The organism is Ensifer sp. M14 (genome assembly GCF_003355565.1).
In the GTDB taxonomy this organism is placed as follows: domain Bacteria; phylum Pseudomonadota; class Alphaproteobacteria; order Rhizobiales; family Rhizobiaceae; genus Ensifer.
On sequence record NZ_QJNR01000004.1, the window covers coordinates 2,190,045 to 2,215,877 of the forward strand.

The window sequence follows — 25,833 nt, forward strand, 5'->3', positions numbered from 1 at the left end:
AGATGATTCTGTTGGACGGTGTCCGATTTTAAACCTTTGGGGAAAGGTCCCTTAATGCTCATCTGGCTCGTGGAACTGGCGGACCACTTTCAATTTTTCAATCTTTTTCGCTACATCACGTTCCGTACCGGAGCAGCGCTTTTCACGTCCGCTTTGATCGTATTCCTGTTCGGTCCGCGCATGATCGATTCGCTCCGTATCCGGCAGGGCAAGGGCCAGCCCATCCGCGCCGATGGACCCCAGACGCATTTCAAGAAGGCCGGCACGCCGACGATGGGCGGGCTGATGATCCTCGCCGGTATCGTCGTGTCGTCGCTGCTGTGGGCCGATCTTTCCAGCGTTTATGTCGTCTCGACCCTTCTCGTCACGCTCGGCTTCGGCGCCATCGGCTTTTATGACGACTATCTCAAGGTCACCAAGCAGTCGGACAAGGGCTTTTCCGGCAAGGCGCGTCTCGGCTTCGAGTTCATCATCGCCGCCATTGCCGTGTTCTTCATGATGCAGGCGTCGCTTTCGGGCGGTGCTGCCGGCTCGACCTTCGGCTCCTCGGTCACGTTCCCGTTCTTCAAGGACCTGGTGATCAATCTCGGCTATTTCTTCGTGCTCTTTGGCGGCTTCGTCATCGTCGGCGCCGGCAATGCCGTGAACCTGACGGACGGGCTCGACGGGCTTGCGATCGTGCCTGTCATGATTGCGGCAGCCGCATTCGGCCTCATCGCCTATCTCGCCGGTAACGCCGTTTTCGCCAACTACCTGCAGATCCATTTCGTGCCCGGCACGGGCGAGCTCGCCGTCATCCTCGGCGCCGTCATCGGCGCCGGCCTTGGCTTCCTCTGGTTCAATGCGCCACCGGCGGCCATCTTCATGGGTGACACGGGTTCGCTGGCGCTCGGCGGCCTGATCGGCACCGTTGCCGTCGCCGTCAAGCATGAGTTTGTCATGATCATCATCGGCGGCCTGTTCGTCATGGAAACGCTGTCGGTGATCATCCAGGTGTTCTGGTTCAAGCGCACCGGCCGCCGCGTGTTCCTGATGGCGCCGATCCACCACCACTTCGAGAAGAAGGGCTGGACGGAAAGCCAGGTCGTGATCCGCTTCTGGATCATCGCCGTCATCCTGGCGATGGTCGGCCTGTCCACCCTCAAGCTGCGGTGATCGGACGATGATCGCGGTCAGCACATTCAAGGGCAAGAAGGTCGCTCTCTTCGGGCTTGGCGGCTCGGGGTTGGCGACCGCCGAGGCGCTCGTTGCCGGTGGGGCCGAGGTGACGGCCTGGGACGACAATCCAGACAGCGTCGCCAAGGCCGGCGAGGCGGGCGTGCCGACGGCAAACCTTCATGACATTGACTGGCGGGCTCTTTCCGCCTTCGTGCTTTCGCCCGGCGTGCCGCTGACCCATCCGAAACCGCACTGGACTGTCGACCTGGCGCATGCCGCCGGGGTCGAGATCATCGGCGACGTCGAGCTCTTCGTGCGCGAGCGCCGGGCGCAGGCGCCCGATTGCCCGTTCATCGCCATTACCGGCACCAACGGGAAGTCGACCACGACGGCGCTGATCGCCCATATCCTGAAGGAAAGCGGCCGCGACACGCAGCTCGGCGGCAATATCGGCACGGCAGTGCTGACGCTTGAGCCGCCGAAGGCCGGCCGCTTCTATGTGGTCGAGTGCTCGTCCTACCAGATCGATCTGGCACCGACGCTGAACCCGACGGCCGGCATCCTGCTCAATCTCACGCCCGATCATCTCGATCGCCACGGCACCATGCAGCACTATGCCGACATCAAGGAGCGGCTGGTGGCGGGCAGCGGCACGGCGATCGTCGGTGTCGACGACAGTTTCTCAGCGCTGATTGCAGACCGCGTCGAGCGGGCAGGCACCAGGGTGGTGCGCATCTCGCGCCGGCATGTTCTCGCCGACGGGATCCATGCCGACGGCTCGCGCATCCTTCTTGCTCATGGCGGAACGTCACGGCTCTTCGTCGATCTCGATGGCATCCAGACGCTGCGCGGCGGCCACAATGCGCAGAACGCGGCAGCCGCAATCGCCGCCTGCCTTGCCGTCGGCGTCAGCGAAGACGAGATCCGCCGGGGGCTGAAAAGCTTCCCGGGGCTGAAGCACCGCATGCAGCCGGTCGGCCGCAAGGGCGCCGTCGTATTCGTCAACGACAGCAAGGCGACCAATGCCGATGCGGCGGCACCGGCACTGTCGAGCTATGAGCGCATCTACTGGATTGCCGGCGGTCTGCCGAAGGATGGCGGCATCGCCTCGCTGTCGCCGTTCTTCCCGAAGATCGTCAAGGCCTACCTGATCGGCGAGGCAGCACCTGCTTTTGCCGCGACGCTCGGCGAGGCCGTGCCCTACGAAATTTCCGGCACGCTGGAAAAGGCCGTGGCGCATGCCGCAGCCGATGCCGAAGGCGACGCCAAGGGCGGGTCGGCGGTGATGTTATCCCCGGCTTGCGCAAGCTTCGACCAGTATAAGAACTTTGAAATACGCGGCGATGCCTTTGTGACGCACGTCAAGGCACTGCAGGGCGTGACGATGCTGATCTGACACTCGCTGTCCGCGCGCCCATGCGGTGCGGGACGGATGGGCGTCGCCGGGGTTTCGGACGTTTGGCGCAAGCGCGCCTGATAAAGGGGACTGACAAGATGGTAAGCCGAGCCGAACGTGGCCCTGTGGCCGACTGGTTCTGGACGATCGACAGGTTCTTCCTGGCGACCTTCATCCTGTTGATGGGCGTGGGCTTCATGCTGTCCTTTGCGGCAAGCCCGGCGGTCGCCGAGCGCATCGGCCTCGACAGCTTCCACTTCGTCAAGCGCCACGCCGTCTTCCTGCTGCCGTCGCTGGTGGTGATGGTTGCGATCTCTTTCCTGACGCCGCGGCAGGTGCGCCGCGCCGCGATCATCCTGCTCGGCGTGTCGCTCAGCATGATGGTGCTGGTGCTTTTCGTCGGCCAGGAGGTCAAGGGTTCGATGCGCTGGATCTCGATCGCCGGTATTTCCATCCAGCCCTCCGAATTCATGAAGCCGGCGTTCGTGGTCGTCTGCGCGTGGCTCTTCTCCGAACATGCGCGCCAGCCGGAAATTCCCGGAAACCTCTTTGCGATCCTGCTTTTCGGCATCGTCGGGGCGCTGCTTGTCGCCCAGCCCGACCTTGGCCAGACCATCCTGACGACCGCTGTCTGGGGCGGCATGTTCTTCATGGCCGGCATGCCCTGGCTGTGGATCATCGTACTTGCGGGTGCAGCCTTCGGCGGCTTCTTCGTCGCCTATACCATGCTGCCGCACGTGGCCGGCCGTATCGACAAGTTCCTGACCGGGGAAGGCGACACCTTCCAGATGGACACGGCGCGCGAGGCCATCATCCGTGGCGACTGGTTCGGTCGCGGCCCCGGCGAAGGCATCGTCAAGCGCATCATTCCCGATAGCCACACCGACTTTGTGTTCTCGGTGGCAGCCGAAGAGTTCGGGATCGTCTTCTGCATGCTGATCGTGATGATCTTTGCCTTCCTGGTGTTGCGCGGGCTCAACCATGCCTTCCGCGAGCGCAACGACTTCAACCGTTTTGCCGTCGCCGGCCTCGTGCTGCAGATCGGCATCCAGTCGATGATCAATATCGGCGTTAACCTCGAACTGCTTCCGGCCAAGGGCATGACCCTGCCGCTGATCTCCTATGGCGGTTCGTCCATGGTGGCGATCTGCGTCACCGCCGGCTTCATCCTGGCGCTCACGCGCCATCGCCCGGAGAAGCGCGCCGTGGAGCGCAGCCTGTTTCGGTCCGGCATTGGCGTGCCGGCGGAGTAAAGAATGACAAAGGGTATAATCCTTCTTGCCGCCGGGGGTACCGGCGGCCATCTGTTTCCAGCCGAAGCGCTTGCGCATGAGCTGAAGGCGAACGGCTATTCGGTGCATCTGGTGACGGACAGCCGCGCCGAGCGTTTCGCCGGCAAGTTTCCGGCAGACGAAGTGCACGTGGTGCCGTCGGCGACCATCGGCTCGAAAAACCCGATCCATGTCGTGCGCTCGCTGTGGACGCTGTGGACCGGCATGCGCGCCGCGCGCCGGCTGATCAGCCGTCTGCGACCGAAGGCCGTCGTCGGCTTCGGCGGCTACCCGACCGTGCCGCCGCTGCTGGCGGCAACGGGCATGGGCGTGCCGTCGATGATCCATGAGCAGAACGCTGTGATGGGCCGCGCGAACAAGGCGCTCGCGTCGCGCGTCAAGGCGATTGCCGGCGGCTTCCTGCCGGAGGGCACCGGCGCCTTTGCCGCAAAGACGGTGACGACAGGCAACCCGGTGCGCCCGGCGGTGCTTGAGGCTGCCAAGGTGCCTTATGACGCCGCCGCCGGCGAAACACCATTTCATCTTGTCGTCTTCGGTGGCAGCCAGGGCGCGCAGTATTTTTCGAAAGCGGTTCCGCAGGCGATCTGCCGTCTCGACGATGCACTTCGCCAGCGGCTGAAGGTGACGCAGCAGGCGCGTCCGGAAGATCGCGATGGCGTCATCGCCACCTATGAGAAGCTCGGCGTTCCTGCCGACGTCTCGCCGTTCTTCACCGACATGGCCGAGCGCATCGCCGATGCCCAGCTCGTCATCTGCCGCTCGGGCGCCTCGACGGTTTCGGAGCTTGCCGTCATCGGCCGGCCGGCGATCCTCGTTCCCTATCCCTACGCGCTCGATCACGACCAGGCGGCGAATGCCGCAGCGATTGCCGCCAAGGGCGGAGCGAAGGTGATCGTCCAGGCAGAGCTGACGGCCGAGCGCCTCGCCGGCATTCTTGCCGACGCCATGGCCAATCCGCAGTCGCTGGCGCAGATGGCTGCCCATGCGCGCGAAACCGGCAAGCCGGATGCCGCGCGCTTGCTTGCGAGCATGGTTGAGGCTATTGCCAGCGGTTTGACAGTCGAGACATTCAAGGAAAAACGCTCATGAAAATGCCGAAGACGATCGGTCTGGTCCATTTTATCGGTATCGGCGGTATCGGCATGAGCGGCATTGCCGAGGTGCTGCACAATCTCGGCCATCGGGTGCAGGGCTCCGACCAGTCCGATAGCGCCAATGTCCAGCGCCTGCGCGAAAAGGGCATCGAGGTCTTCGTCGGCCATAAGGCCGAAAATATCGGCGATGCGGAAGTCGTGGTCGTTTCCACCGCGATCAAGAAGGACAACCCCGAACTGATCGCAGCCCGCGAGAAGCTTCTGCCGGTCGTGCGCCGCGCCGAGATGCTGGCCGAGCTGATGCGCTTCCGCAATGCGATCGCCATCGGCGGCACCCACGGCAAGACGACGACGACCTCGATGGTCGCCGCCCTTCTCGATGCCGGCGAACTCGACCCGACCGTCATCAACGGCGGCATCATCAATGCCTACGGCACCAATGCCCGCATGGGCGAGGGCGAGTGGATGGTGGTGGAGGCTGACGAATCCGATGGCACGTTCCTGAAGCTGCCGGCAGACGTCGCCATCGTTACCAATATCGATCCTGAACATCTCGACCACTACGGCAATTTCGACGCCGTGCGCGCCGCCTTCCGCCAGTTCGTCGAGAACGTGCCATTCTACGGTTTTGGCGTGCTTTGCCTCGATCACCCCGAAGTGCAGACCATGGTGAGCAAGATCGAGGACCGCAAGGTCGTCACCTACGGCGAGAACCCGCAGGCCGACGTGCGCTTCCACAACATCCGCATGGATGGCGCCACCTCCGTCTTCGACGTCGAGATCCGCCGCCGCCGCACCGGCCAGGTGATCACGATGAAGGATCTGCGCCTGCCGATGCCCGGCCGCCACAACGTATCGAACGCAACGGCCGCGATCGCGGTCGCGCAGCGCCTCGGCGTCAGCCCGGAAGCGATTGCCAAGGGGCTCGCTTCCTTCGGCGGCGTCAAGCGCCGCTTCACCTTTACCGGCGACTGGAACGGCGTGCGCGTCTATGACGACTACGGCCACCATCCGGTCGAGATCAAGGCGGTGTTGCGGGCTGCGCGCGAGGCCTGCCAGGGCCGGATCATCGCCGTGCACCAGCCGCACCGCTACTCGCGCCTTGCAAGCCTGTTTGAAGATTTTTCCGCCTGCTTCAATGATGCCGACACGATTTTGATCGCGCCGGTCTACGCAGCCGGAGAAGATGCCATCGACGGCATCAACGCCGAAGAGCTCGTCAACCGCATCAGGGCCGGCGGTCATCGCGACGCCCGGTATGTGGTCGGCCCAGAAACAATCGCGCCGGTTGTCAGCAAGATTGCGCAGCCGGGTGATTTTGTGGTTCTCTTGGGGGCTGGCAGCATCACCTACTGGGCCGCCGCCTTGCCACGGGAACTCGCAGACATTTCAGGAAATTGAGCATGAAACAGGTCAACGGTCAGAAACTACTCGAAGCCCTCGGAAGCGGGGTCAGCGCCGTTCGCGGCCGCATCACGCCCGACGCGCCGATGGATCGCGTGACCTGGTTCCGCGCCGGCGGTCTTGCCGAGCTGATGTTCCAGCCGCACGACACCGACGATCTCGTCACCTTCCTGAAGCTCGTTCCGGCTGAAGTGCCCGTCATGGTCATGGGCGTCGGCTCGAACCTGCTTGTTCGTGACGGCGGCATTCCCGGCGTGGTCATCCGGCTTTCGGCAAAGGGCTTCGGCGATCTTGAGCTCGTCGGCGAAAACCGCATCAAGGCCGGTGCGATCTGCCCGGACAAGAACATCGCGGCCATGGCGCTCGATAACGGCATCGGCGGCTTCTACTTCTACTATGGCATTCCCGGCACAATCGGCGGCGCTTTGCGCATGAACGCTGGCGCCAATGGGGCTGAAACCCGCGAGCGTGTGGTCGAGGTGCATGCGGTCGATCGCCAGGGCAATGCGCATGTGCTGTCGAATGCCGACATGGGCTACGGCTATCGCCATTCCGCAGCGGCAAAGGACCTGATCTTCACGCACGCGATCTTCGAGGGCTATCCCGAGGACAAGAACAAGATCCGCACCGACATGGATGCCGTGCGCCAGCACCGCGAAACCGTGCAGCCGATCCGCGAGAAGACCGGCGGATCGACCTTCAAGAACCCCGAGGGACATTCGGCCTGGAAGCTGATCGACGAGGCGGGTTGCCGCGGCATGATGATCGGCGGCGCGCAGATGTCGCCGCTGCATTGCAACTTCATGATCAACACCGGACAGGCGACGGGCTACGAGCTCGAATATCTCGGCGAGACCGTGCGCAACCGCGTGCTCGAACATTCCGGTGTGCGGCTGGAGTGGGAAATCAAGCGCATCGGCACCTTCATGCCGGGCTACGAGATCAAGGAATTCCTCGGCCGCGGCATCGCCTGAGGCTGGAGGGCAAAGCCCCAAAAGAGGGCCGCAGTGGTGACGCTGCGGCCCTTTGTTTATCTGGCGCGCGGTTGCGCTGGATCACTCCGCTCTGTGAAAGAACACTGGATTCCCAGCACAACATTGACGTCTCAGGAGGGAAGCGCGCGTGTCTCGCTTGCAAAAACTGTCGCGCATCAGGTCGCTCCTTTTTGGCGCCTTGCTGGTCAATTTCACGCTCGTTGCACCGGCCAAGGCTATGGATGAGGCTCGCCTGCGCGATGCGGTGGCTTCGCTGGGCGACGGCGCAGAAGCGCAACATCTCGAAGCCAAGGTTGCCGAGTTCGTGAAATCAGGCGACCAGGTCGGGCTTACAGAACTGGCCGAGCAGATCGAGATGAAGGACGGCGATTTCCTAGGCAGTCTGGCGACGATCCCCAACTCGCAGCAGATCGGGCTATCCATGGGACCGTGCCATCACGCCAACATTGCCATCAGGCTCATCGCGATGTCGATCTCCGACGGCGCGCCGCCAGCCGTCCGAAACGGCGTGATCATGATCGACGGAACGGAAATAGACAACACTTTCGCGGAATCGATGCATCGTTGTGAGTCGATTGCTCGACTTCCCAAGCGCGCTCGGCAGATCGGCTCAAGCTGCGCAATGACCGGGGACTGCGGCGACGATCCAGACCTCGCGACACCACAGTGAACCATGTCACTTTCCTGGCTGACATTGACAAAGATCGAGGCTTCCGGGGTCGGGAACAGGAAACCGGCACATCTCGTGTTTTGTGGCTTCGCCCTTCTCGTCGGAGGGAATTCAGATCAGGTCGTTGGCCAGCGAGCCAGCCAAAAGAGAAGGGCCGCGGCGTTGCCGCTGCGGCCCTTTTAATGGGTGTTTCTGACGCGTCGAAGCGCAACAGGTGCGGCTTAGGCCGAGACTTCTTCCTCGGTCGACAGCACCAGGCACACAAGTGTGATGGCGGCGGCCCCCAGAAGGTAGTAGCCGACGTGGTTGAGGCTGTAGTTGGTGGCAAGCCACGTGGCGATATAGGGCGCCAGTGACGCGCCGAAGATGCCGGCGAGGTTGAAGGTCATCGACGCGCCGGTATAGCGCACCGAGGTCGGGAACGGGGCGGCAAGTGCTGCGCCGATCGGACCGTAGGTGAGCCCCATCAGCCCGAGGCCGAGGATGGAGAACAGGAAGGCGCTGCCGAGGCCACCGGCCAAGAGCGGCGCCATGACGAGGCCGAAAGCACCGATGGCGATGGTGGTGACGATCAGCACCAGGCGGCGGCCGTAGCGGTCCGACAGGATGCCCGAAACCGGGATCATCAGGCCGAAGAACACGACGCCGGTCATCTGGACCACCAGGAACTGCTCACGCGAATAGCCGAGCTTGGCCGTGCCCCAGGACAGCGAAAACACCGTCATCAGGTAGAACAGCACGAAGGTGGCGAGCGCCACGAAGGTGCCGAGCACGAGGCTGCGCTTGTGGAAGCGGAAGATCTGCGCGATCGGAACCTGGACGCGCTCGTGCTTGTCGATCGCCTTCTGGAATTCCGGTGTCTCGGTGATCTTCAGGCGGACATAGAGGCCAACGGCCACGAGAAGGATGCTGGCGATGAAGGGCACGCGCCATCCCCAGGCGAGGAAGGCCTCGTCGGTCATCACTTCTCCGAGGATGAGGAAGGTGCCGGCCGACAGGATGAAGCCGATCGGCGCGCCGAGCTGCGGGAACATGGCATACCAGGTGCGCTTGCCTTCCGGTGCGTTCTCGGTGGCGAGCAGCACGGCGCCGCCCCATTCGCCGCCAAGGCCGAGACCCTGGCCGAAGCGGCAAAGGGCGAGCAACAGCGGGGCCGCGACGCCGATCGACGCATAGGTCGGCAAGAGGCCGATGACGACGGTGGAAATGCCCATGGTCATCAGAGCTGCGACCAGCGTCACCTTGCGGCCGACCTTGTCGCCGTAATGGCCGAAGATCACCGCGCCGAACGGGCGGGCGAAGAAGGCAATGGAGAAGGTGGCGAAAGATTGCAGCATCGCCGATGTCGGGTCTGATGTCGGGAAAAAGAGGTGCGGGAAGACCAGCACCGCTGCGGTGGCGTAAACGTAGAAGTCGAAGAATTCGATGGTCGTGCCGACGAGGCTGGCGAACAGCACCCGGGCAGGGGAGTTCACTGCCGGCGTCTGCAACGCGCTATCCTTCGGCGACAGGGAGGGTGTCGCGTCTGTCATTGTTGTCGTTCCTGATATGGATGTCATGCCGTCTTGGGAGGCGGTTCGGGCGTATTAACGCAAGTTTCCGCACGATGAAACCCTGAACTCGTAAGAAATGCGAACGATTCCGAGGGCGCGCGCAGCATTATTCCCGAGCTGCATGGCTCCGGCGAAACGCAGCTATCGTTGTCGACAGAATGGGCGATCGGCGAAGCTGGGGCGCTCGATTTCGTGTTTAACTGGCGATGGGATCCCTGTCGCAACCGGGGTTGACCGGAATCAAAATGTGGCAAACTCTCGGCAACTGAAGCGATCGGCTTCGTCTTTCAGGAGCGAATGCATGTTCAAGAAGCTTTCTGCGGAATTTCTCGGTACATTCTGGCTCGTTTTCGGTGGTTGCGGCAGTGCGGTGCTGGCGGCCGCGTTTCCTGCCGTCGGCATCGGCCTTCTCGGCGTCTCCTTCGCTTTTGGTCTCACCGTTCTGACCATGGCCTATGCCGTCGGCGGCATTTCCGGCGGTCATTTCAATCCGGCCGTTTCCGTTGGCCTTACCGTTGCCGGTAAATTCCCGGCCTCCAGCCTCATCGGCTACATCATCGCCCAGGTGCTGGGCGCGATCGTCGCTGCAGCCGTTCTCTACGTCATCGCCAGCGGCAAGGCGGACTTCCAGCTCGGCGGCTTTGCGGCCAATGGTTATGGCGAACATTCGCCCGGCGGCTATTCGCTGACGGCGGCGCTGGTGATGGAAGTGGTGATGACCTTCTTCTTCCTGTTCATCATTCTCGGCGCTACCCATGGCCGCGTGCCCTCGGGCTTTGCGCCGATCGCCATCGGCCTGGCGCTGACCCTGATCCATCTGGTGTCGATCCCGGTCACCAATACGTCGGTCAATCCGGCGCGCTCGACGGGGCAGGCGCTGTTCGTGGGAGACTGGGCGCTTTCGCAGCTCTGGCTCTTCTGGCTGGCTCCGATCGTCGGCGCCGCGATCGCCGGAATCGTCTGGAAAATCGTCGGGGAAGACGATTAATCGCATCGGTGAGGACGACTGATCGCGTCACTGAAGACGATTAACCGATAAGCCGCACAGACGGCCAAGCCTTGAGGCCTCGCACCGAATTGGAGCGGGGTCTTCATTTTTTAGCGGTTTGTGTTTCGCGTAAACAGGTTGCGCCAACGCGCTGATTTCGCGCCAGAAAGCGTTGTATTCGCAACGTTTTCGAGCGCCGCTGCCGATCGTTTCCCGACTAAGGTTAACAAAAGTAAACGGTTCATTAACTATAATGCCGTTCTAGTGCCCCCAATGGTCACCGGCGACTCGCGATGCCGGAACAAGCCAGACGCAAGCAAGCGCTGCGATAGTGGCGTATTTTCGGGGGTATGAATGAACGGCAAGCATGTAGCTGTCCTTATGGGCGGATTTTCTTCGGAGCGACCGGTTAGCCTGTCGTCCGGGGCTGCGTGCGCCGATGCTCTGGAAGCGGAAGGATTCCGCGTTACGCGTGTAGACGTCGCGCGCGATGTCGCTTCGGTTCTGGCCGACCTGCGCCCCGATGTCGCCTTCAATGCTCTGCACGGCCCCTTCGGCGAGGACGGCACGATCCAGGGCATTCTCGAATATCTGGAAATTCCCTACACTCATTCCGGCGTGCTGGCCTCGGCGCTCGCCATGGACAAGGCGCAGGCCAAGCATGTGGCTGCTGCTGCCGGTATCCCGGTTGCCGAGGCGCTGGTAATGGACCGCCGGGCTTTTGGGCCGACGCATCCGATGAAGCCGCCTTACGTCGTCAAGCCGGTCTGCGAAGGTTCGAGCTTCGGCGTCGTCATCGTCAAGGAAGATCAGTCGCACCCGCCGCAGGTCGTGACCTCCAGCGAGTGGCGCTATGGCGACCGAATCATGGTCGAGCGTTATGTTGCCGGCCGTGAACTCACCTGTGGCGTCATGGGCGACAAGGCGCTTGGCGTCACCGAAATCATCCCGCAGGGCCACGCCTTCTACGATTACGATTCCAAATACGTGAAAGGTGGCTCGCAACACGTCATTCCGGCACAGATTTCACCAAATATTTACCAAAAAATACAAACACTCGCATTGAAGGCGCATCAGGCAATCGGTTGCCGCGGCGTCAGCCGATCCGACTTTCGCTTCGACGACCGTGGCTCCGGTGAAGGCGAACTGATCTGGCTGGAAATCAACACCCAGCCCGGCATGACCCCGACCTCCCTGGTGCCTGAAATGGCTCAGCATGCGGGCCTTGGCTTTGGCGAGTTTCTGACTTGGATGGTGGAGGACGCTTCGTGCTTGCGGTAAGGGGCAAAAGAGGCAAGAGAGTTCGTGATCCGCTGGGCGCGGTTGCTGCCGAGGCGGATGGCGCACGCGTTCTGCCGCGTCCGCTTCGCAAGGCTGTTCGCTTTCTCGTCAGCCTCGGCAGCGGCCGGGTCCGCTTTCCCGCACATACCGGGACGATTGCTGCCGTCGCCTTTTTCGTCGCAACCGGCTTTTACGGCATGTCGCTCGGCGGCCACACGCAGAACGTTGCGCAGGCATCGACGACGGCCGCCGGTTTTGCCATCGAGGATGTGCGCGTCTCCGGCAACGAGCAGACCTCCGAGATCGATATCCTGCAGCAGCTCGGCCTTGACGGTACGACGTCGCTGGTGGCGCTCGACATCATCGAGGCGCGCAAACTGATCGCCGAACTGCCCTGGGTGCAGGGCGTCACGGTGCGCAAGGTCTACCCCAGCACGATCGAAGTCACGCTCACCGAGCGCAAGGCCTTCGGCATCTGGCAGCACGGCTCCGACCTGTCGCTGATCGAGCGCAGCGGCAGCGCGATTGCGCCGCTACGCGACAACAAGTTTGCAGCCTTGCCGCTGTTCGTCGGCCGTGATGCCGAGACGGCGGCGGCTGATTTCTACGATGAGTTTTCCCGCTGGCCTGAAATCCGCTCGCGGGTGAAGGCCTTCGTGCGCGTCGCCGGCCGCCGCTGGGATCTGCGCCTCGACAACGGCATCGTCGTCAAGCTGCCGGAACACGATGTCGCCCGCGCGATGCAGGTTCTCTCCGACATGGAAAGCCAGCACCAGCTGCTGGAGCGCGACATCGCAGCCGTCGATCTCAGGCTGGAAGATCGAACCACAGTTCAATTGACGCCGGGTGCGGTCAGCCGGCGCGAAGTTGCCTTGAAGGCGAGGGACAAGATGTTGAAGGCGCAGGAGACGGAGAAGAAGAAAGAGGGGCGGATATGAGTTTGTTCGGTTCCTCCAGCTTTGGCCTGCCGCGCCTGAAGCCGCTTTCTTCGAAGCGGTCTCATGTCGTCTCGGTGCTGGATATCGGCTCGACCAAGATCGTGTGCATGATCGGCCGGCTGACGCCGCGCGCCGAAAGCCAGATCCTGCCCAATCGCACGCATAGCGTCGAAATCATCGGCATCGGCCACCAGAAATCCCGCGGCGTGAAGAACGGCGTCGTCGCCGATCTCGATGCGGTCGAAAGCGTCGTGCGGCTTGCCGTCGATGCGGCCGAGCGCATGGCCGGCCTGACGATCGACAGCCTCATCGTCAACATTTCCGCCGGCCGCCTGCAGAGCGATGTCTATACCGCGACCATCGATCTCGGTGGCCAGGAAGTGGATGCCAGCGATCTGAAGCGGGTGCTGTCGGCCGCCGGCCAGCAATCGCTGCGCTCCGATCGCGCCATCCTGCATTCGCTGCCGACCGGTTTCTCGCTCGACGGCGAGCGCGGCATCCGTGATCCGCTGGCCATGTTCGGCGACGTTCTCGGCGTCGACATGCACGTGCTGACCGCCGAGCGGGCCGCATTGAAGAACCTCGAACTTTGCGTCAACCGAGCGCATCTCTCGGTCGAAGGCATCGTTGCGACGCCCTATGCCAGCGGTCTGGCGGCTCTCGTCGACGATGAAGTCGAACTCGGCTGTGCAGCGATCGACATGGGCGGCGGCACGACGACGATCTCGGTCTTTGCCGATGGCAAGCTGGTTCATGCCGACGCGGTCAACCTTGGCGGCCATCATGTGACGACGGACCTGGCGCGCGGTCTCTCGACCCGCATCGAAGACGCCGAGCGGCTGAAGGTCGTGCACGGCTCGGCGCTGCCCAACAGCGCCGACGAGCGCGACATCGTATCCGTCCCTCCGATCGGCGAGGACGACCGCGATCAGCCGACCCACGTGCCGCGCGCGCTGGTGTCGCGGATCGTGCGCGCCCGCATCGAGGAAACGCTGGAACTCATCCGCGACCGCATCCAGCGCTCGGGCTTCAGCCCGATCGTCGGTAAGCGCATCGTCCTGACCGGTGGCGCAAGCCAGTTGACCGGCCTGCCGGAAGCAGCACGCCGGATCCTGGCGCGCAACGTTCGCATCGGCCGTCCGCTCGGAGTTTCCGGGCTGCCGGCGGCTGCCAAGGGACCGGCGTTCTCAACGGCTGTCGGTCTGATGATCTATCCGCAGGTCGCCGACCTCGAGACGCATGCGGCCCAGGGCGGCATGTTCTCGGGTCTCGGCAACGGCAACGGCCGCATCGCCCGCATGGGTCAGTGGCTGAAGGAAAGTTTTTGAGTAGAGCGGGCGCCGAACAGGGACGGCGCCCGGTGAAGACAAAGTTGGAATTTCAAGGATTTGGTCGGCTCGGCAAGGCGGCCAGAAAACAGAAGGAACGGGTACTATGACTATCAACTTGCAGAAGCCGGATATCACGGAGCTGAAGCCCCGCATCACCGTCTTTGGTGTTGGCGGCGGCGGCGGCAATGCCGTCAACAACATGATTACCGCGGGTCTTGAGGGCGTCGACTTCGTCGTTGCCAACACTGACGCGCAGGCGCTGACCATGACCAAGGCAGAGCGGGTCATCCAGATGGGTGTCGCCGTGACCGAGGGTCTTGGCGCCGGCTCGCAGCCGGAAGTCGGCCGCGCGGCTGCCGAAGAGTGCATCGACGAGATCATCGATCACCTGCAGGGCACCCACATGTGCTTCGTCACCGCCGGCATGGGCGGCGGCACCGGCACCGGTGCAGCCCCGATCGTCGCGCAGGCCGCCCGCAACAAGGGCATCCTGACCGTCGGCGTCGTCACCAAGCCTTTCCATTTCGAAGGCCAGCGCCGCATGCGTCTGGCTGACCAGGGCATTGCCGAACTGCAGAAGTCGGTCGACACCCTGATCGTTATCCCGAACCAGAACCTCTTCCGCATCGCCAATGACCGCACGACGTTTGCCGATGCGTTCGCGATGGCCGACCAGGTTCTCTATTCGGGCGTTGCCTGCATCACCGACCTCATGGTCAAGGAAGGCCTCATCAACCTCGACTTCGCCGACGTCCGTTCGGTGATGCGCGAAATGGGCCGCGCCATGATGGGCACCGGCGAAGCCTCGGGCGAGGGCCGTGCAATGGCCGCTGCCGAAGCTGCAATCGCCAACCCGCTTCTCGACGAAACCTCGATGAAGGGCGCGCAGGGCCTCTTGATCTCCATCACCGGCGGTCGCGACCTGACGCTGTTCGAACTCGATGAAGCCGCGACCCGCATCCGCGAAGAAGTCGACCCGGACGCCAACATCATCCTCGGCGCAACGTTCGACGAAGAACTCGAAGGCCTGATCCGCGTATCGGTCGTTGCCACCGGTATCGATCGCACGGCCGCGGAGGTGGCCGGTCGTTCTGCTGACTTTCGTTCGGTAGCATCCCAGAAGCCGATCATCCGCCCGTCGGCAGCCATTCCGGCCCAGCAGCCGGTTGTCGCCCACCACCAGCCCGCTCCGGTTCAGCAGCCGGTTGCCCAGCCGGTGCAGCAGCAGAACTCCGTCGACCAGATCGCGCTTGCGATCCGCGAAGCGGAAATGGAACGCGAACTCGACATCGCGACCCGCGCTGCCACCCAGGCACCAGTGCCGATGCAGCAGGCCCATGAGGACTTCCGTCCCCAGAGCAAGCTCTTTGCCGGTGCTGCACCGGTAGAAGCCGCTCCGGTCATGCGCCAGCCGGCCCCGGTTCAGCGCCCGGTCGAAATGCCGGTTCACGCACAGGTCCAGCCGCAGCCGGTCCAGCGCCAGGAGCCGATCGCTCCGGTCATCCGCCAGCAGGCAGAACCGGTTCGCATGCCGAAGGTCGAAGACTTCCCGCCGGTCGTAAAGGCCGAGATGGACCAGCGCGCCCAGCCGGCGCCGCAGATGCAGGAAGAGCGCGGCCCGATGGGCCTCTTGAACCGCATCACCAGCTCGCTCGGCCTGCGCGAAAAAGAAAGCCACAGCGTGGCTGCCGACATGACGGCCGGTGCGCCGGCCGCCGCTTCCCAGCAGCGCCGTCCGCTGTCGCCGGAAGCCAGCCTCTATGCGCCGCGTCGCGGCCAGCTTGACGATCACGGTCGCGCCGCACCGCAGGCGCGCTCGCACGAAGATGATCAGCTCGAAATCCCGGCGTTCCTGCGCCGTCAATCGAACTGATCTTGAAGGCCCGTTCCTTCACCTTGCCGAGTGCCCGGGCTAACGCCCGGGCATTTTTGCATTTTACTTCTTGTTTCAATAGGTTGCCTGGTGCCGTCCGCCCGTTGCAAATGCGTAACAAAGCGAAACGAACAGTGATTTGGAATGGTGCCTCATAACTACTATTTTCAGACTCGGAATTGGGGATGCATGCGATTCGATCACGCGCTGTCTGTTCGAAACGCAGAGTTCCGGCCTTTGGGCTGAAACTCTCGGGCACCTTTCTTGTGCCCTGAAAACCGCTGCATCCGCCTGATGTTTGGGCCCAAGGGCCATAGGTATTGAAAGTGACGACGAGAATGGGAATCGAACTGCTCGGGTTTCAGACCACGATCGCTAGCCCGGTAACGCTCAAGGGAATTGGTGTTCATTCCGGCGCCGAGGTTGAAATCACCTTTCATCCGGCCGAAGCCGATGCGGGCATCGTTTTCCAGCGCGTTCTCGCCAACGGTCGTCTGAGCGAGTTCAAGGCGGTTTCCTCGCAGGTCGGCAATACTGATCTCTGCACCGTTCTCGGCATGTCGCCGGCGACCTCGATCGCGACGATCGAGCATGTTATGGCCGCCATCTATGCGCTCGGCCTCGACAACCTCACCATCGAGGTTCACGGCGCCGAAATGCCGATCATGGACGGCAGCTCCGAACCCTTCATCGACGCGATCGAGCAGGTCGGCGTTCGCGCGCTTGCGGTCAAGCGCCGCTACATCCGGGTGATCAAGCCGGTCAGAATCGAATCGGGTGCGTCCTGGTCGGAGTTCACACCCTATGACGGCATGCGCTTCGAGGTGGAGATCGATTTCGATTGCCCGCTGATCGGCCGCCAGGCCTGGAAGGGCGACATGACGCCTTCGGTGTTCAAGCGCGAATTGTCGCGTGCCCGCACGTTCGGCTTCATGCGTGACGTCGAGCGCCTCTGGGCGGCCGGTTACGCGCTCGGCTCTTCGCTCGAGAATTCCGTCGTGATCTCCGACGACAATTCGGTCATCAACGTCGAAGGCCTTCGTTACACCGACGAATTCGTGCGTCACAAGACGCTCGACGCCGTGGGCGACCTGTCGCTTGCCGGCGCGCCGTTCATCGGCTGCTACCGTTCCTATCGCGGTGGTCACAAGATGAACGCAAATGCGCTCAAGGCTCTGCTCAGCGATCCCTCTGCCTACGAGGTCGTCGAAACCGCCACGCCACGCCAGCGCACCCGTGCGCGCGACATGGTTGCGGTTGCAGTTCCGGGCTTCGCGCCCTGGTCCGCATAACAACAAAAGGACACTCTCCTCCAGTCGCCGGCCGAAAGGCCGGCATTTTCATGTCGGCGCCGCCACAAATTTGCATGAATCACCGATCATGACGTTGCGGTCTTGAGGCAACTTGCTCTAAAAGCGCATGTCTGGCGGGGTCCATGCCCGCAGAATGGAACGGGAATATCCGATGGTTCTTGCAGTTTCTGTTGATTTGAAGAAGTCAGCGCGTATGTTCGCCGTGGTTGTCGCGGCCGTTGCCGGCAGCGCCCTGATTACCGCCTGCCAGAACGATCCCGATATCGACATCACCAAGCTGACGGCCGAGACCGATCCGCCGGAAGTGCTGTACAACCAGGGTCTTGCCAACCTCAATGCCGGCAAGACCGGTGAGGCGGCTCGCAAGTTCGAAGCGCTCGACAGGCAGCACCCGTTCTCCGAATACGCCCGCAAGGCGCTGGTGATGAACGCGTTCGTTTCCTACCGCAACGGTCAGTACCAGGAGGCGATCAACGCCACCGGTCGCTATCTCAACCTTTATCCGCAGTCCGAAGATGCTGCCTACGCGCAGTACATCCAGGGCCTTGCCTACACCAAGCAGATTCCGGCGGTGACGCAGGATCAGAAGCCGGCCTTCAAGGCGATCGAGGCGATGCAGGCCGTCGTCGACAAGTATCCGGACTCTCAATATGTCGAGGATGCGCAGGCGAAGGTCCGCTTTGCCCGCGACCAGCTCGCCGGCAAGGAGATGCAGGTCGGCCGCTACTATCTCGAGCGCAAGGAGTACCTTGCCGCCGTGTCGCGCTTCCGCACCGTCGTCGAGCAGTATCCCAATACCAACCAGGTCGAAGAGGCTCTGGCCCGTCTGGTCGAAGCCTACTACGCCATGGGCGTGACATCCGAAGCGCAGACCGCTGCCGCCGTTCTCGGACACAACTATCCTGACAGCCAGTGGTATAATGATTCGTTCAAGCTGCTGCAGTCGGGTGGTCTCGAGCCACGCGAAAGCGGAGGTTCCTGGATTGCGCGCGCAGGCAAGAAGCTGATCGGCGCCTGATACGGAAGATTTGACCCCGGATGCTCGCCCAGATCTCGATCCGCGATATCGTCCTGATTGAACGGCTTGATCTGGCGTTCGAGGCCGGACTGTCCGTGCTGACCGGTGAGACCGGTGCTGGAAAATCCATCCTGCTCGACAGTCTGTCGCTGGCCCTTGGCGGGCGCGGCGACGGCTCGCTCGTGCGCCACGGTTCCGACAAGGGGCAGGTGACGGCGGTCTTCGACGTACCGATCGGACACTCGGCGCGGCTGATGCTGCGCGACAATGGCATCGACGATGACGGCGACCTGATCTTCCGTCGGGTGCAATCGGCCGATGGCCGCACCAAGGCTTTCGTCAACGACCAGCCGGTCAGCGTGCAACTGATGCGCCAGCTCGGCCAGACGCTGGTCGAAATCCACGGACAGCATGACGATCGTGCGCTGGTCGATATCGACGCTCATCGCACGCTGCTCGATGCCTTCGGCGGCACCACCGACGAGGCCGTGCAGGTCTCCGGTCTCTACCGCGCCTGGAAGGACGCCGAACGCGGGCTGAAGAAACACCGCGAGCGGGTCGAGGCAGCAGCCCGCGAGGCGGATTATCTGCGCTCTTCGGTCGAGGAACTGGAAAAGCTCAACCCGCGCGACGGCGAAGAGGACGAGCTCGCCGAAAAGCGTGCGCGGATGATGAAGTCCGAGCGTATTGCCGGCGACATCAACGAAGCCTCCGAGTTCTTGAACGGCAACGGTTCGCCGGTTCCGCTGATCGCCTCGCTCGTGCGCCGGCTGGAACGCAAGAGCCATGAGGCGCCGGGCTTGCTGGAAGAAACCGTCGAACTGCTCGATGGGGCGCTGAACCAGCTTTCCGACGCGCAGATGGCCGTCGAGCGGGCGTTGCGCAACACCGAGTTCGACCCGAAGGAGCTGGAGCGCGTCGAAGAGCGCCTGTTTGCGCTTCGTGGCGCCAGCCGCAAATACTCCGTGCCGGTCGCCGAGCTGCCGGCGCTGGCCGTCCGGATGATTTCGGACCTCGCCGACCTCGACGCCGGCGAAGAGAAGCTGAAGCAGCTCGATGCGCAGGTGGGCGCCGCAAGGGTTGCCTTCGACGCTGCCGCGCGCACGCTGTCCGACAAGCGCCAGAAGACCGCTTCGGCTCTGTCGGCGGCCGTCATGGCCGAGCTGCCGGCGCTGAAACTAGAGCGCGCCCGCTTCATGGTCGAAGTGCAGAGCGATGCGGGCCAGCCGACTGCCGATGGCATCGACCTCGTCGAATTCCATGTCCAGACAAATCCGGGCACCCGACCGGGGCCGATCATGAAGGTAGCTTCGGGCGGCGAACTCTCGCGCTTCCTGCTGGCGCTGAAGGTGGCGCTTGCCGACCGCGGCTCGGCGCCGACGCTCGTCTTCGACGAAATCGACACCGGTGTCGGTGGTGCCGTGGCTGACGCCATCGGCCAGCGGCTGAAGCGGCTTTCCGGCACGGTGCAGGTGCTTTCCGTTACCCACGCGCCGCAGGTGGCCGCGCGCGCGGCCACGCATCTGCTGATCTCCAAGGGACCGTCGAGCGAGAAGGCCGAGATGATCTCGACCCGTGTTGCCCGCATGGACGACAAGGCCCGCACCGAGGAAATCGCCCGCATGCTCGCCGGCGCCTCGATCACCGAAGAGGCGAGGGCTGCTGCCGCAAGGTTGCTTTCCGGCAACGGTTAGGACTCGTACGTCTTCTCGCCAGGTTGCCGGGCCCTCCGCGTCCGTGTTTTTATTCGTCTTTGGCGGATTGGCGGGCGGCATAGGGCATGTGGGAGAGACTACAGCAGCGGTTTCAGCTTCGGCTGGAGCAGATGCGCAAGCATCCGGAACTGATCGTGATCTATTCGCTCGCCTTCGTCGGTTACATCCTGACGATAAGGGAAGCCGAGGATCAACTTGGAAAACTTGGCATCCTGACAGTGGTCGGCGCGACCGCGGTCCTTCCTTTTGTGGTCGCGCGGCTTTCAGGTCCGCGCAGCATCGAACTGCCGGAGGAAAGCGACGGCTGGATCGAGACGCCCGGCCTTCTGCGTTCCAGCGCGGACGATGAGCGCCCCTATCTGGTTCGGATCCCGCCATCGACCGCGGTTGCCTATGATGTGATCCGCAAGGCGCAGGATGTGTTCCAGAGCGACGCGATTGATCCGGAGGAGGATATGAAGGCCTTCTTCTCCGATCCCTATAGCCTGATCTGCCTGCAGGATTCGGACGACCATATCTTCGGTTTCACCGACTACTACGTCTTCGAGAAAAACCACTTCAAGCTGTCCCTGCAAGGCGACTACGGCTTCGACGATCTGCTTGCCAACGGGCTGCTCGCCCATCCGAAAGCGCGCAAGGCCAAGGTGGTCTATCTCGCAACCATCCTTAATCTGAGCTACCTGCTTGATTCCATGCGCAGCGAACGCCGACGGCAAAATGGCATTCTCGTCTGGGCGACGGTGTCGGCGATCCTGGAGTACCAGGAGTTTCCGCCTGAAGGTATCGACCTCTACGGCATCGGCTGGGACAAGGGCGGCGCCGCCATCCTGAAGATGTTCGGGCTGGAGCCGGTCGGTCGCGTCATGCGGGGCCTTGCCGAAGGCAAATGGATCTACACCCGGCGCGGCATTCACCGGCAGGATCTGGAGGTGATACGCGCCCGCTATCAGAAGCGATACGAACGCTGGTGCGAACTGGAGATCCGCCGCTGCGCCGATGTCGCGCCAGATGTCGTTTCCGCCGGATGATCAGGGAGCATGCTAGCGGTCGCTCTTTTCTTTCCCGGCAGTTGCTCTAAAAAACGACTCCCAATCCGGAGTCGTCGCGCATGTCCAGTGAACTGAAACCCGTCGAGAACCTCACCGAAACGGAAGCGGCCGGAGAACTGGCCTTTCTCGCCACCGAGCTTGCCCGTCACGATGCGCTCTATCACGGCAACGACGCGCCGGAGATCACGGACGCGGACTATGACGCGCTGAAGCGGCGCAACGATGCGATCGAGGCGCGGTTCCCGGCGCTCATTCGCGAGGACAGCCCGTCGAAAAAGGTGGGGGCGACACCTTCGGTCACCTTCCAACCTGTCGTTCATGCCCGGCCCATGCTGTCGCTCGACAACACGTTTTCCGACGAGGACGCTCGCGATTTCGTCGCTTCGGTCTACCGCTTCCTCGGGCAGCTGCCCGATAACTCGATCGCCTTTACCGCCGAGCCGAAGATCGACGGCCTGTCGATGTCGCTGCGCTACGAAAACCGCCGGCTGGTGACGGCCGCGACCCGCGGCGACGGCACGACGGGCGAAAACGTCACCGCCAATATCCGCACCATCGGCATGATCCCGCAGACGCTGCCGGCAGGCGCCCCCGATATCGTCGAGGTGCGCGGCGAAATCTATATGGGCAAGACGGATTTCGCCGCGCTCAACGCCGAGATGGCGGCGCTCGGCAAGCCGCTCTACGTCAACCCGCGCAACACCGCTTCCGGCTCGCTGCGCCAGCTCGACGCGAAAGTGACGGCCAGCCGCAAGCTGCGCTTCTTTGCCTATGCCTGGGGCGAGATGTCGGAAATGCCTGCGGATACGCAATTCGGTATGGTTGAGGCATTCAAGGTCTGGGGCTTCCCGGTCAACCCGCTGATGCAGCGGATTTCGTCCGCCGACGAGCTGCTGGCGCACTACCACCATATCGAGCGCGAACGCCCGGATCTCGATTACGATATCGACGGGGTCGTCTACAAGGTCGACCGGCTCGACCTGCAGGCGCGCCTCGGCTTCCGCTCGCGCTCGCCGCGCTGGGCGACGGCGCACAAGTTCCCCGCCGAGCAGGCGTTTACCCGGCTGACGGCCATCGATATCCAGGTGGGGCGCACAGGTGCGCTGACGCCGGTGGCACGGCTTGAGCCGATCACCGTCGGTGGCGTCGTCGTCACCAACGCCACGCTGCACAACGAAGATTACATCAAGGGGCTCGGCAATTCGGGCGAGCCGATCCGCGAGGGCCGCGACATCCGCATCGGCGACATGGTGATCGTCCAGCGCGCCGGCGACGTCATCCCGCAGATCGTCGATGTGGTGATCGATGAGCGCAAGGAGGGGAGTGAGCCCTATCGCTTCCCCACGACCTGTCCGGTCTGCGGCAGCCATGCGGTGCGCGACATCAACGAGAAATCCGGCAAGGTCGACGCGGTGCGCCGCTGCACCGGCGGCTTCGTCTGCCGGGCGCAGGCGGTCGAGCACCTGAAGCATTTCGTTTCGCGCAATGCCTACGATATCGAGGGCCTCGGCTCCAAGCAGATCGAGTTCTTCTTCGAGAGTGAGGATCCGACGCTCATCATCCGCACGGCGGCGGATATCTTCACGCTGGAAAAGCGTCAGGCTGAATCGCAGCTGACGAAGCTCGAAAACATCGATGGCTTCGGCCGCGTCAGCGTCAAGAAACTCTATGACGCGATCAACACGCGCCGCTCGATCGCGCTGCATCGCTTCATCTACGCGCTCGGCATCCGCCATGTCGGCGAGACCACGGCCAAGCTGCTGGCGCGCTCCTACGGTACCTACGAGGCTTTTGGCGCTGCCATGAGCGAGGCCGGCGCCTTTGCCGGCGATGCCTGGAACGAGCTCAACAGCATCGACGGCATCGGCGAAGTGGTCGCGCGCGCCATCGTCGAGTTCTACAAGGAGCCGAGGAACCTTGAAGTGGTGACGCGGCTGCTTGCCGAAGTCACGCCCGAAGACGCGGAAAAGCCGGTTGCAAGCGACAGCCCGGTCGCCGGCAAGACCGTCGTCTTCACCGGTTCGCTCGAAAAGATGACGCGCGACGAGGCCAAGGCAAAGGCCGAAAGCCTCGGCGCCAAGGTGGCGGGCTCGGTGTCAAAGAAGACCGATATCGTCGTCGCCGGCCCGGGGGCGGGCTCCAAGCTCGACAAGGCACGCGAGCTTGGCGTGCAGACGATGGACGAGGATGAATGGCTGGCGCTGATCGCGGGCTGACGCATTTCCAGGAAAAGTGCGAAGCGCTTTTTCCGTCAAGAAATGCGTAAAAATGAATTCCCGCGATCAGGCGTGTTGGCATGCGGCGTGGTTACGCCTGCTCGATATCGTAGGCTTCTGATGCGGCTTTCAGTGCGGCAATGTCGTCGGCGCAGATGAAGCGACGTAGCGCGTCGAATTTCGCCTTCTCCCACCGGTAGATGCCGAGCGTAAGCAGCGTCTCGATGTCGGCTTCGGGAAAGCGCTGGCGAACCGGGCGGGCCGGATTGCCGGCAACGATGGTATAGGGCGCCACGTCCCTGGTGACGATTGCGCCCGACGCGATGACCGCGCCTTCGCCAAGTTTCACGCCCGGCATGATCATCGCGCGCATGCCGATCCAGGCGCCGTCGCCAATCACGGTGTCACCCTTGCCGATATAGGCTTCGCCGATCATGTCGAGGAAGGGATAGAGGCTTATCCAATCGGTGCGATGGGTGTGGTTGCCGCCCATCAGGATGACCGCCTCGGCCCCGATCGCGACATAGTCGCCGATGCGCAACTGGTCGATCGGCCATTGCGGCTCCCAGGCCTTGAGGCTGTACTCGTCGCCATAGAGGTAGCGCACGACGCTCTCTTCGAAGGAACCTGTCCAGGCGTTGCTGTAATAGCTGTTGGTGCCGCGCACGTGGATGTTGGGGTTGCGCACGGTCTCGTGCAAAAGCTCGACCTTGGACCAATGCTTGGCTTCGACGTTCGTGGACATGGGACTCCTTAATCTGCATGCGCGGCAAGCGCATTCGGCGGCTTGCTTGCCGTTCTGGACGTATCGGTTCCCCAACTATCCGGTTTTTCGGGCAATTTCTCCCCAAAACCTCTGCGGCCGATAGCCTCGCTCACTGTCGCGTGCACCGGATCAGACAAAAAAGTGCCCGCCGCTTTTGGCGGCGGGCGCAAGGCAAAGGGCTTGCGGCCGATCAGGAGGCCTGTTGCTGGGCGGCTTCCATGTCCATCCACATGAATTCCCAGACGTGGCCGTCGAGATCCTGGAAGCTGATGCCGTACATGAAGCCATAGTCGATCGCAGGCTTCCAGGGCTTGGCACCGGCAGCGAGTGCCTTGGCGAGCATGTCGTCGCATTCGGCGCGGCTGGACGCGGAAAGGGCGGTGATGACCTCGGTGCCCTTGCTGGCGTCGCTGATCTCGCCGGTGATGAAGCCGCGGAACTTCGGTTCCGTCAGAAGCATGACGAAAATATTGTCCGAGATCACCGTGCACGCGGCCGTGTCGTCGGAGAACTGCTCGTTGAAGGTGAAGCCGAGCGCGCCGAAGAACGCGCGCGAAGCCTTCAGATCCTTGACGGGCAGGTTTACAAAAATCATGCGCATGAAATGCTCCTCATAGGGATTTTCTTGGTTGGACATCACTAGGACGTTCGGCGGGACACGCAGCCGACAGCCGGCCAGACATTTTTTTGAGGAATGCGATGTGCCGCTCATGATGTGGTGTGCAATCAAGGGTTTTCAACAACCCCATGGCTCACCCGAGGCTGCCGGCAAATTGTTCGGCTAGGCGGTGGCGCTTGAAATGCTCGGCGACAAAGTCGACGAAGGCGCGGGTCTTTGCCGGCAGCAGCGTCCGGCTGCCATAGTAGATCGAGATCGGACCGGCATCGGCGTACCATTTCGGAGCCAACCGCACGAGGGCGCCGCTTTCGAGATGGCCGAGCACATCGGGAACGGCAATCAGCGTCACACCGAGGCCGAGCAGGGCTGCCCGGCACATGGCGGTCGGATCGTTGACGACGATGGTTTCGCGCGGCGTCGCGCTCATTTCATTGCCGGCGGCGTTGCGCATCGTCCAGTGGCGGATGCGGCCGGTGCGGGTGGCGCGCATGACGATGCCATCAAGGTCGGCAAACCCGGAGGGGTCGACGGGCTGGGAACGGCTCTTCAGGTAGGCGGGCGAGGCAACGGCGATGATGTGCGCCGGCGCGATCGGCCGCGAGATGATCCCGGGCGAAAGCTCGAAGCCGCCGCCGATCGCCGCGTCGAAACCTTCGGCGATAAGATCAACCTGCCGGTTGTCGAATTGCCAGTCGAGGCGAACAGCCGGATAGGCCTCAAGGAACGCCGGCACCAGCGGCAGGATGTGATCGATGCCGAAGGTGGGACTGAGGCTGACCTTGAGCAGGCCGGCCGGCGCGCCGCCGTCGCCCGCCACGCTGGCGATCGCGCTTTGCAAACCCTCGAGATTGTCGCGGATGGCTGAGAGGAAGCGCTCGCCTTCTTCCGTTAGCGTCAGCTTGCGGGTCGATCGATGAAAAAGCCGCACGCCGAGGTTCCGCTCCAGCCTTGCGACGTTGCGGCTGACGGCTGCCGGCGTCAGCGCCAACTTGCGCGCAGCACCCGAGAAACCGCCGAGCTCGGCGCTGCGCACGAAGGATTCGAGATTGGCCAGTGTTTCCATATTCAAGCAATCGTTGAAGATGATGAAAATCATTGCCGACTTATGTTAGCGGAATGAAATGGCAATATCCACTCCATCGAAACCCTGAAGGAGCTGATGTC

The 25,833-nt window shown here is 62.8% G+C and carries 21 protein-coding genes; 17 read left to right on the plus strand and 4 right to left on the minus strand.

What is annotated here, in order from left to right; translation table 11 throughout:
- The first annotated feature begins 54 nt into the window (after positions 1–54).
- From mraY to BLJAPNOD_RS10465, 7 genes are all read left to right on the plus strand, one after another.
- Positions 55–1,155 (plus strand): phospho-N-acetylmuramoyl-pentapeptide-transferase, encoded by a 1,101-nt coding sequence (gene mraY, locus BLJAPNOD_RS10435; RefSeq protein ID WP_077499958.1) that lies wholly within the window; start codon positions 55–57, stop codon positions 1,153–1,155.
- A gap of 7 nt (positions 1,156–1,162) precedes the next feature.
- Entirely contained in the window at positions 1,163–2,554 is a 1,392-nt protein-coding gene (gene murD, locus BLJAPNOD_RS10440; RefSeq protein WP_115419749.1) for a UDP-N-acetylmuramoyl-L-alanine--D-glutamate ligase, read from the plus strand.
- Between the two features lie 98 nt (positions 2,555–2,652).
- Entirely contained in the window at positions 2,653–3,807 is a 1,155-nt protein-coding gene (ftsW, locus tag BLJAPNOD_RS10445; RefSeq protein WP_077499962.1) for a putative lipid II flippase FtsW, read from the plus strand.
- A 3-nt stretch (positions 3,808–3,810) separates the two neighbouring features.
- Positions 3,811–4,935, plus strand: a complete 1,125-nt coding sequence (gene murG / locus BLJAPNOD_RS10450) for an undecaprenyldiphospho-muramoylpentapeptide beta-N-acetylglucosaminyltransferase (RefSeq protein ID WP_115419750.1) — start codon at positions 3,811–3,813, stop codon at positions 4,933–4,935.
- Entirely contained in the window at positions 4,932–6,341 is a 1,410-nt protein-coding gene (murC, locus tag BLJAPNOD_RS10455) for a UDP-N-acetylmuramate--L-alanine ligase (RefSeq protein ID WP_115419751.1), read from the plus strand. Before murG ends, murC begins: the two co-directional genes overlap by 4 nt.
- Positions 6,342–6,343: 2 nt before the next feature.
- The gene (gene murB, locus BLJAPNOD_RS10460) at positions 6,344–7,318 is read left to right on the plus strand and encodes a UDP-N-acetylmuramate dehydrogenase (RefSeq protein ID WP_077499968.1); all 975 of its coding nucleotides are present in this window, start codon (positions 6,344–6,346) and stop codon (positions 7,316–7,318) included.
- Between the two features lie 238 nt (positions 7,319–7,556).
- A complete protein-coding gene (locus tag BLJAPNOD_RS10465; protein WP_206750048.1) occupies positions 7,557–8,009 on the plus strand; it encodes a hypothetical protein in 453 nt (150 codons plus the stop codon).
- Between the two features lie 221 nt (positions 8,010–8,230).
- On the opposite strand, the gene BLJAPNOD_RS10470 is transcribed toward BLJAPNOD_RS10465, so the two are convergent.
- Positions 8,231–9,541 (minus strand): MFS transporter, encoded by a 1,311-nt coding sequence (locus BLJAPNOD_RS10470; RefSeq protein ID WP_115419753.1) that lies wholly within the window; start codon positions 9,539–9,541, stop codon positions 8,231–8,233.
- A gap of 322 nt (positions 9,542–9,863) precedes the next feature.
- On the opposite strand from BLJAPNOD_RS10470, the gene aqpZ reads away from it, so the two are divergent.
- The 10 genes from aqpZ (at position 9,864) to ligA (ending at position 23,284) form a co-directional block, all read left to right on the plus strand.
- Positions 9,864–10,550, plus strand: coding sequence for an aquaporin Z (gene aqpZ, locus BLJAPNOD_RS10475; protein WP_115419754.1), 687 nt, complete (start codon positions 9,864–9,866; stop codon positions 10,548–10,550).
- 354 nt (positions 10,551–10,904) lie between these two features.
- On the plus strand, positions 10,905–11,831 hold the full coding sequence (locus BLJAPNOD_RS10480; RefSeq protein WP_077499978.1) for a D-alanine--D-alanine ligase: 927 nt from the start codon (positions 10,905–10,907) through the stop codon (positions 11,829–11,831).
- Positions 11,819–12,769 (plus strand): cell division protein FtsQ, encoded by a 951-nt coding sequence (ftsQ, locus tag BLJAPNOD_RS10485; protein WP_077499980.1) that lies wholly within the window; start codon positions 11,819–11,821, stop codon positions 12,767–12,769. Before BLJAPNOD_RS10480 ends, ftsQ begins: the two co-directional genes overlap by 13 nt.
- Positions 12,766–14,097, plus strand: coding sequence for a cell division protein FtsA (gene ftsA / locus BLJAPNOD_RS10490; RefSeq protein WP_077499982.1), 1,332 nt, complete (start codon positions 12,766–12,768; stop codon positions 14,095–14,097). The genes ftsQ and ftsA overlap by 4 nt, the downstream gene beginning before the upstream one ends.
- Before the next feature lie 106 nt (positions 14,098–14,203).
- A complete protein-coding gene (gene ftsZ / locus BLJAPNOD_RS10495; protein WP_115419755.1) occupies positions 14,204–15,973 on the plus strand; it encodes a cell division protein FtsZ in 1,770 nt (589 codons plus the stop codon).
- Positions 15,974–16,311: 338 nt separating this feature from the next.
- A complete protein-coding gene (gene lpxC / locus BLJAPNOD_RS10500; RefSeq protein ID WP_115419756.1) occupies positions 16,312–17,265 on the plus strand; it encodes a UDP-3-O-acyl-N-acetylglucosamine deacetylase in 954 nt (317 codons plus the stop codon).
- 172 nt (positions 17,266–17,437) lie between these two features.
- Positions 17,438–18,304: an outer membrane protein assembly factor BamD gene (locus BLJAPNOD_RS10505; RefSeq protein WP_115419757.1), complete on the plus strand. Its 867-nt coding sequence runs from the start codon at positions 17,438–17,440 to the stop codon at positions 18,302–18,304.
- A 20-nt stretch (positions 18,305–18,324) separates the two neighbouring features.
- Positions 18,325–19,998: a DNA repair protein RecN gene (gene recN / locus BLJAPNOD_RS10510; RefSeq protein ID WP_115419758.1), complete on the plus strand. Its 1,674-nt coding sequence runs from the start codon at positions 18,325–18,327 to the stop codon at positions 19,996–19,998.
- Between the two features lie 86 nt (positions 19,999–20,084).
- Positions 20,085–21,047, plus strand: coding sequence for a hypothetical protein (locus BLJAPNOD_RS10515; protein ID WP_147294539.1), 963 nt, complete (start codon positions 20,085–20,087; stop codon positions 21,045–21,047).
- 80 nt (positions 21,048–21,127) lie between these two features.
- Positions 21,128–23,284 carry an NAD-dependent DNA ligase LigA gene (gene ligA / locus BLJAPNOD_RS10520; RefSeq protein ID WP_115419760.1) on the plus strand — a complete coding sequence of 719 codons (2,157 nt, stop codon included), beginning with the start codon at positions 21,128–21,130 and terminating at the stop codon, positions 23,282–23,284.
- Positions 23,285–23,375: 91 nt separating this feature from the next.
- Here ligA and BLJAPNOD_RS10525 read toward each other — a convergent pair whose 3' ends face one another.
- The 3 genes from BLJAPNOD_RS10525 to BLJAPNOD_RS10535 all read right to left on the minus strand — a co-directional run bounded on the left by BLJAPNOD_RS10525 (position 23,376) and on the right by BLJAPNOD_RS10535 (position 25,732).
- Positions 23,376–24,029, minus strand: coding sequence for a CatB-related O-acetyltransferase (locus BLJAPNOD_RS10525; RefSeq protein ID WP_115419761.1), 654 nt, complete (start codon positions 24,027–24,029; stop codon positions 23,376–23,378).
- 211 nt (positions 24,030–24,240) lie between these two features.
- On the minus strand, positions 24,241–24,651 hold the full coding sequence (locus tag BLJAPNOD_RS10530) for a VOC family protein (RefSeq protein ID WP_115421237.1): 411 nt from the start codon (positions 24,649–24,651) through the stop codon (positions 24,241–24,243).
- 151 nt (positions 24,652–24,802) lie between these two features.
- Positions 24,803–25,732 (minus strand): LysR family transcriptional regulator, encoded by a 930-nt coding sequence (locus tag BLJAPNOD_RS10535; RefSeq protein ID WP_115421238.1) that lies wholly within the window; start codon positions 25,730–25,732, stop codon positions 24,803–24,805.
- Positions 25,733–25,833 lie beyond the last annotated feature (101 nt).

What these genes read in the sequence shown, in the direction of transcription:
- ligA (WP_115419760.1), top strand. Translation starts at nt 21,128, where the DNA reads ATGTCCAGTGAACTGAAACCCGTCGAGAACCTCACCGAAACGGAAGCG.
- lpxC (WP_115419756.1), top strand. Translation starts at nt 16,312, where the DNA reads ATGGGAATCGAACTGCTCGGGTTTCAGACCACGATCGCTAGCCCGGTA.
- BLJAPNOD_RS10530 (WP_115421237.1), bottom strand. Translation starts at nt 24,651, where the DNA reads ATGCGCATGATTTTTGTAAACCTGCCCGTCAAGGATCTGAAGGCTTCG.
- murG (WP_115419750.1), top strand. Translation starts at nt 3,811, where the DNA reads ATGACAAAGGGTATAATCCTTCTTGCCGCCGGGGGTACCGGCGGCCAT.
- BLJAPNOD_RS10465 (WP_206750048.1), top strand. Translation starts at nt 7,557, where the DNA reads ATGGATGAGGCTCGCCTGCGCGATGCGGTGGCTTCGCTGGGCGACGGC.
- BLJAPNOD_RS10535 (WP_115421238.1), bottom strand. Translation starts at nt 25,732, where the DNA reads ATGGAAACACTGGCCAATCTCGAATCCTTCGTGCGCAGCGCCGAGCTC.
- BLJAPNOD_RS10515 (WP_147294539.1), top strand. Translation starts at nt 20,085, where the DNA reads ATGTGGGAGAGACTACAGCAGCGGTTTCAGCTTCGGCTGGAGCAGATG.
- murD (WP_115419749.1), top strand. Translation starts at nt 1,163, where the DNA reads ATGATCGCGGTCAGCACATTCAAGGGCAAGAAGGTCGCTCTCTTCGGG.
- BLJAPNOD_RS10480 (WP_077499978.1), top strand. Translation starts at nt 10,905, where the DNA reads ATGAACGGCAAGCATGTAGCTGTCCTTATGGGCGGATTTTCTTCGGAG.
- murB (WP_077499968.1), top strand. Translation starts at nt 6,344, where the DNA reads ATGAAACAGGTCAACGGTCAGAAACTACTCGAAGCCCTCGGAAGCGGG.
- ftsZ (WP_115419755.1), top strand. Translation starts at nt 14,204, where the DNA reads ATGACTATCAACTTGCAGAAGCCGGATATCACGGAGCTGAAGCCCCGC.
- BLJAPNOD_RS10505 (WP_115419757.1), top strand. Translation starts at nt 17,438, where the DNA reads ATGGTTCTTGCAGTTTCTGTTGATTTGAAGAAGTCAGCGCGTATGTTC.
- recN (WP_115419758.1), top strand. Translation starts at nt 18,325, where the DNA reads ATGCTCGCCCAGATCTCGATCCGCGATATCGTCCTGATTGAACGGCTT.
- ftsA (WP_077499982.1), top strand. Translation starts at nt 12,766, where the DNA reads ATGAGTTTGTTCGGTTCCTCCAGCTTTGGCCTGCCGCGCCTGAAGCCG.
- ftsW (WP_077499962.1), top strand. Translation starts at nt 2,653, where the DNA reads ATGGTAAGCCGAGCCGAACGTGGCCCTGTGGCCGACTGGTTCTGGACG.
- BLJAPNOD_RS10470 (WP_115419753.1), bottom strand. Translation starts at nt 9,541, where the DNA reads ATGACAGACGCGACACCCTCCCTGTCGCCGAAGGATAGCGCGTTGCAG.
- BLJAPNOD_RS10525 (WP_115419761.1), bottom strand. Translation starts at nt 24,029, where the DNA reads ATGTCCACGAACGTCGAAGCCAAGCATTGGTCCAAGGTCGAGCTTTTG.
- aqpZ (WP_115419754.1), top strand. Translation starts at nt 9,864, where the DNA reads ATGTTCAAGAAGCTTTCTGCGGAATTTCTCGGTACATTCTGGCTCGTT.
- murC (WP_115419751.1), top strand. Translation starts at nt 4,932, where the DNA reads ATGAAAATGCCGAAGACGATCGGTCTGGTCCATTTTATCGGTATCGGC.
- mraY (WP_077499958.1), top strand. Translation starts at nt 55, where the DNA reads ATGCTCATCTGGCTCGTGGAACTGGCGGACCACTTTCAATTTTTCAAT.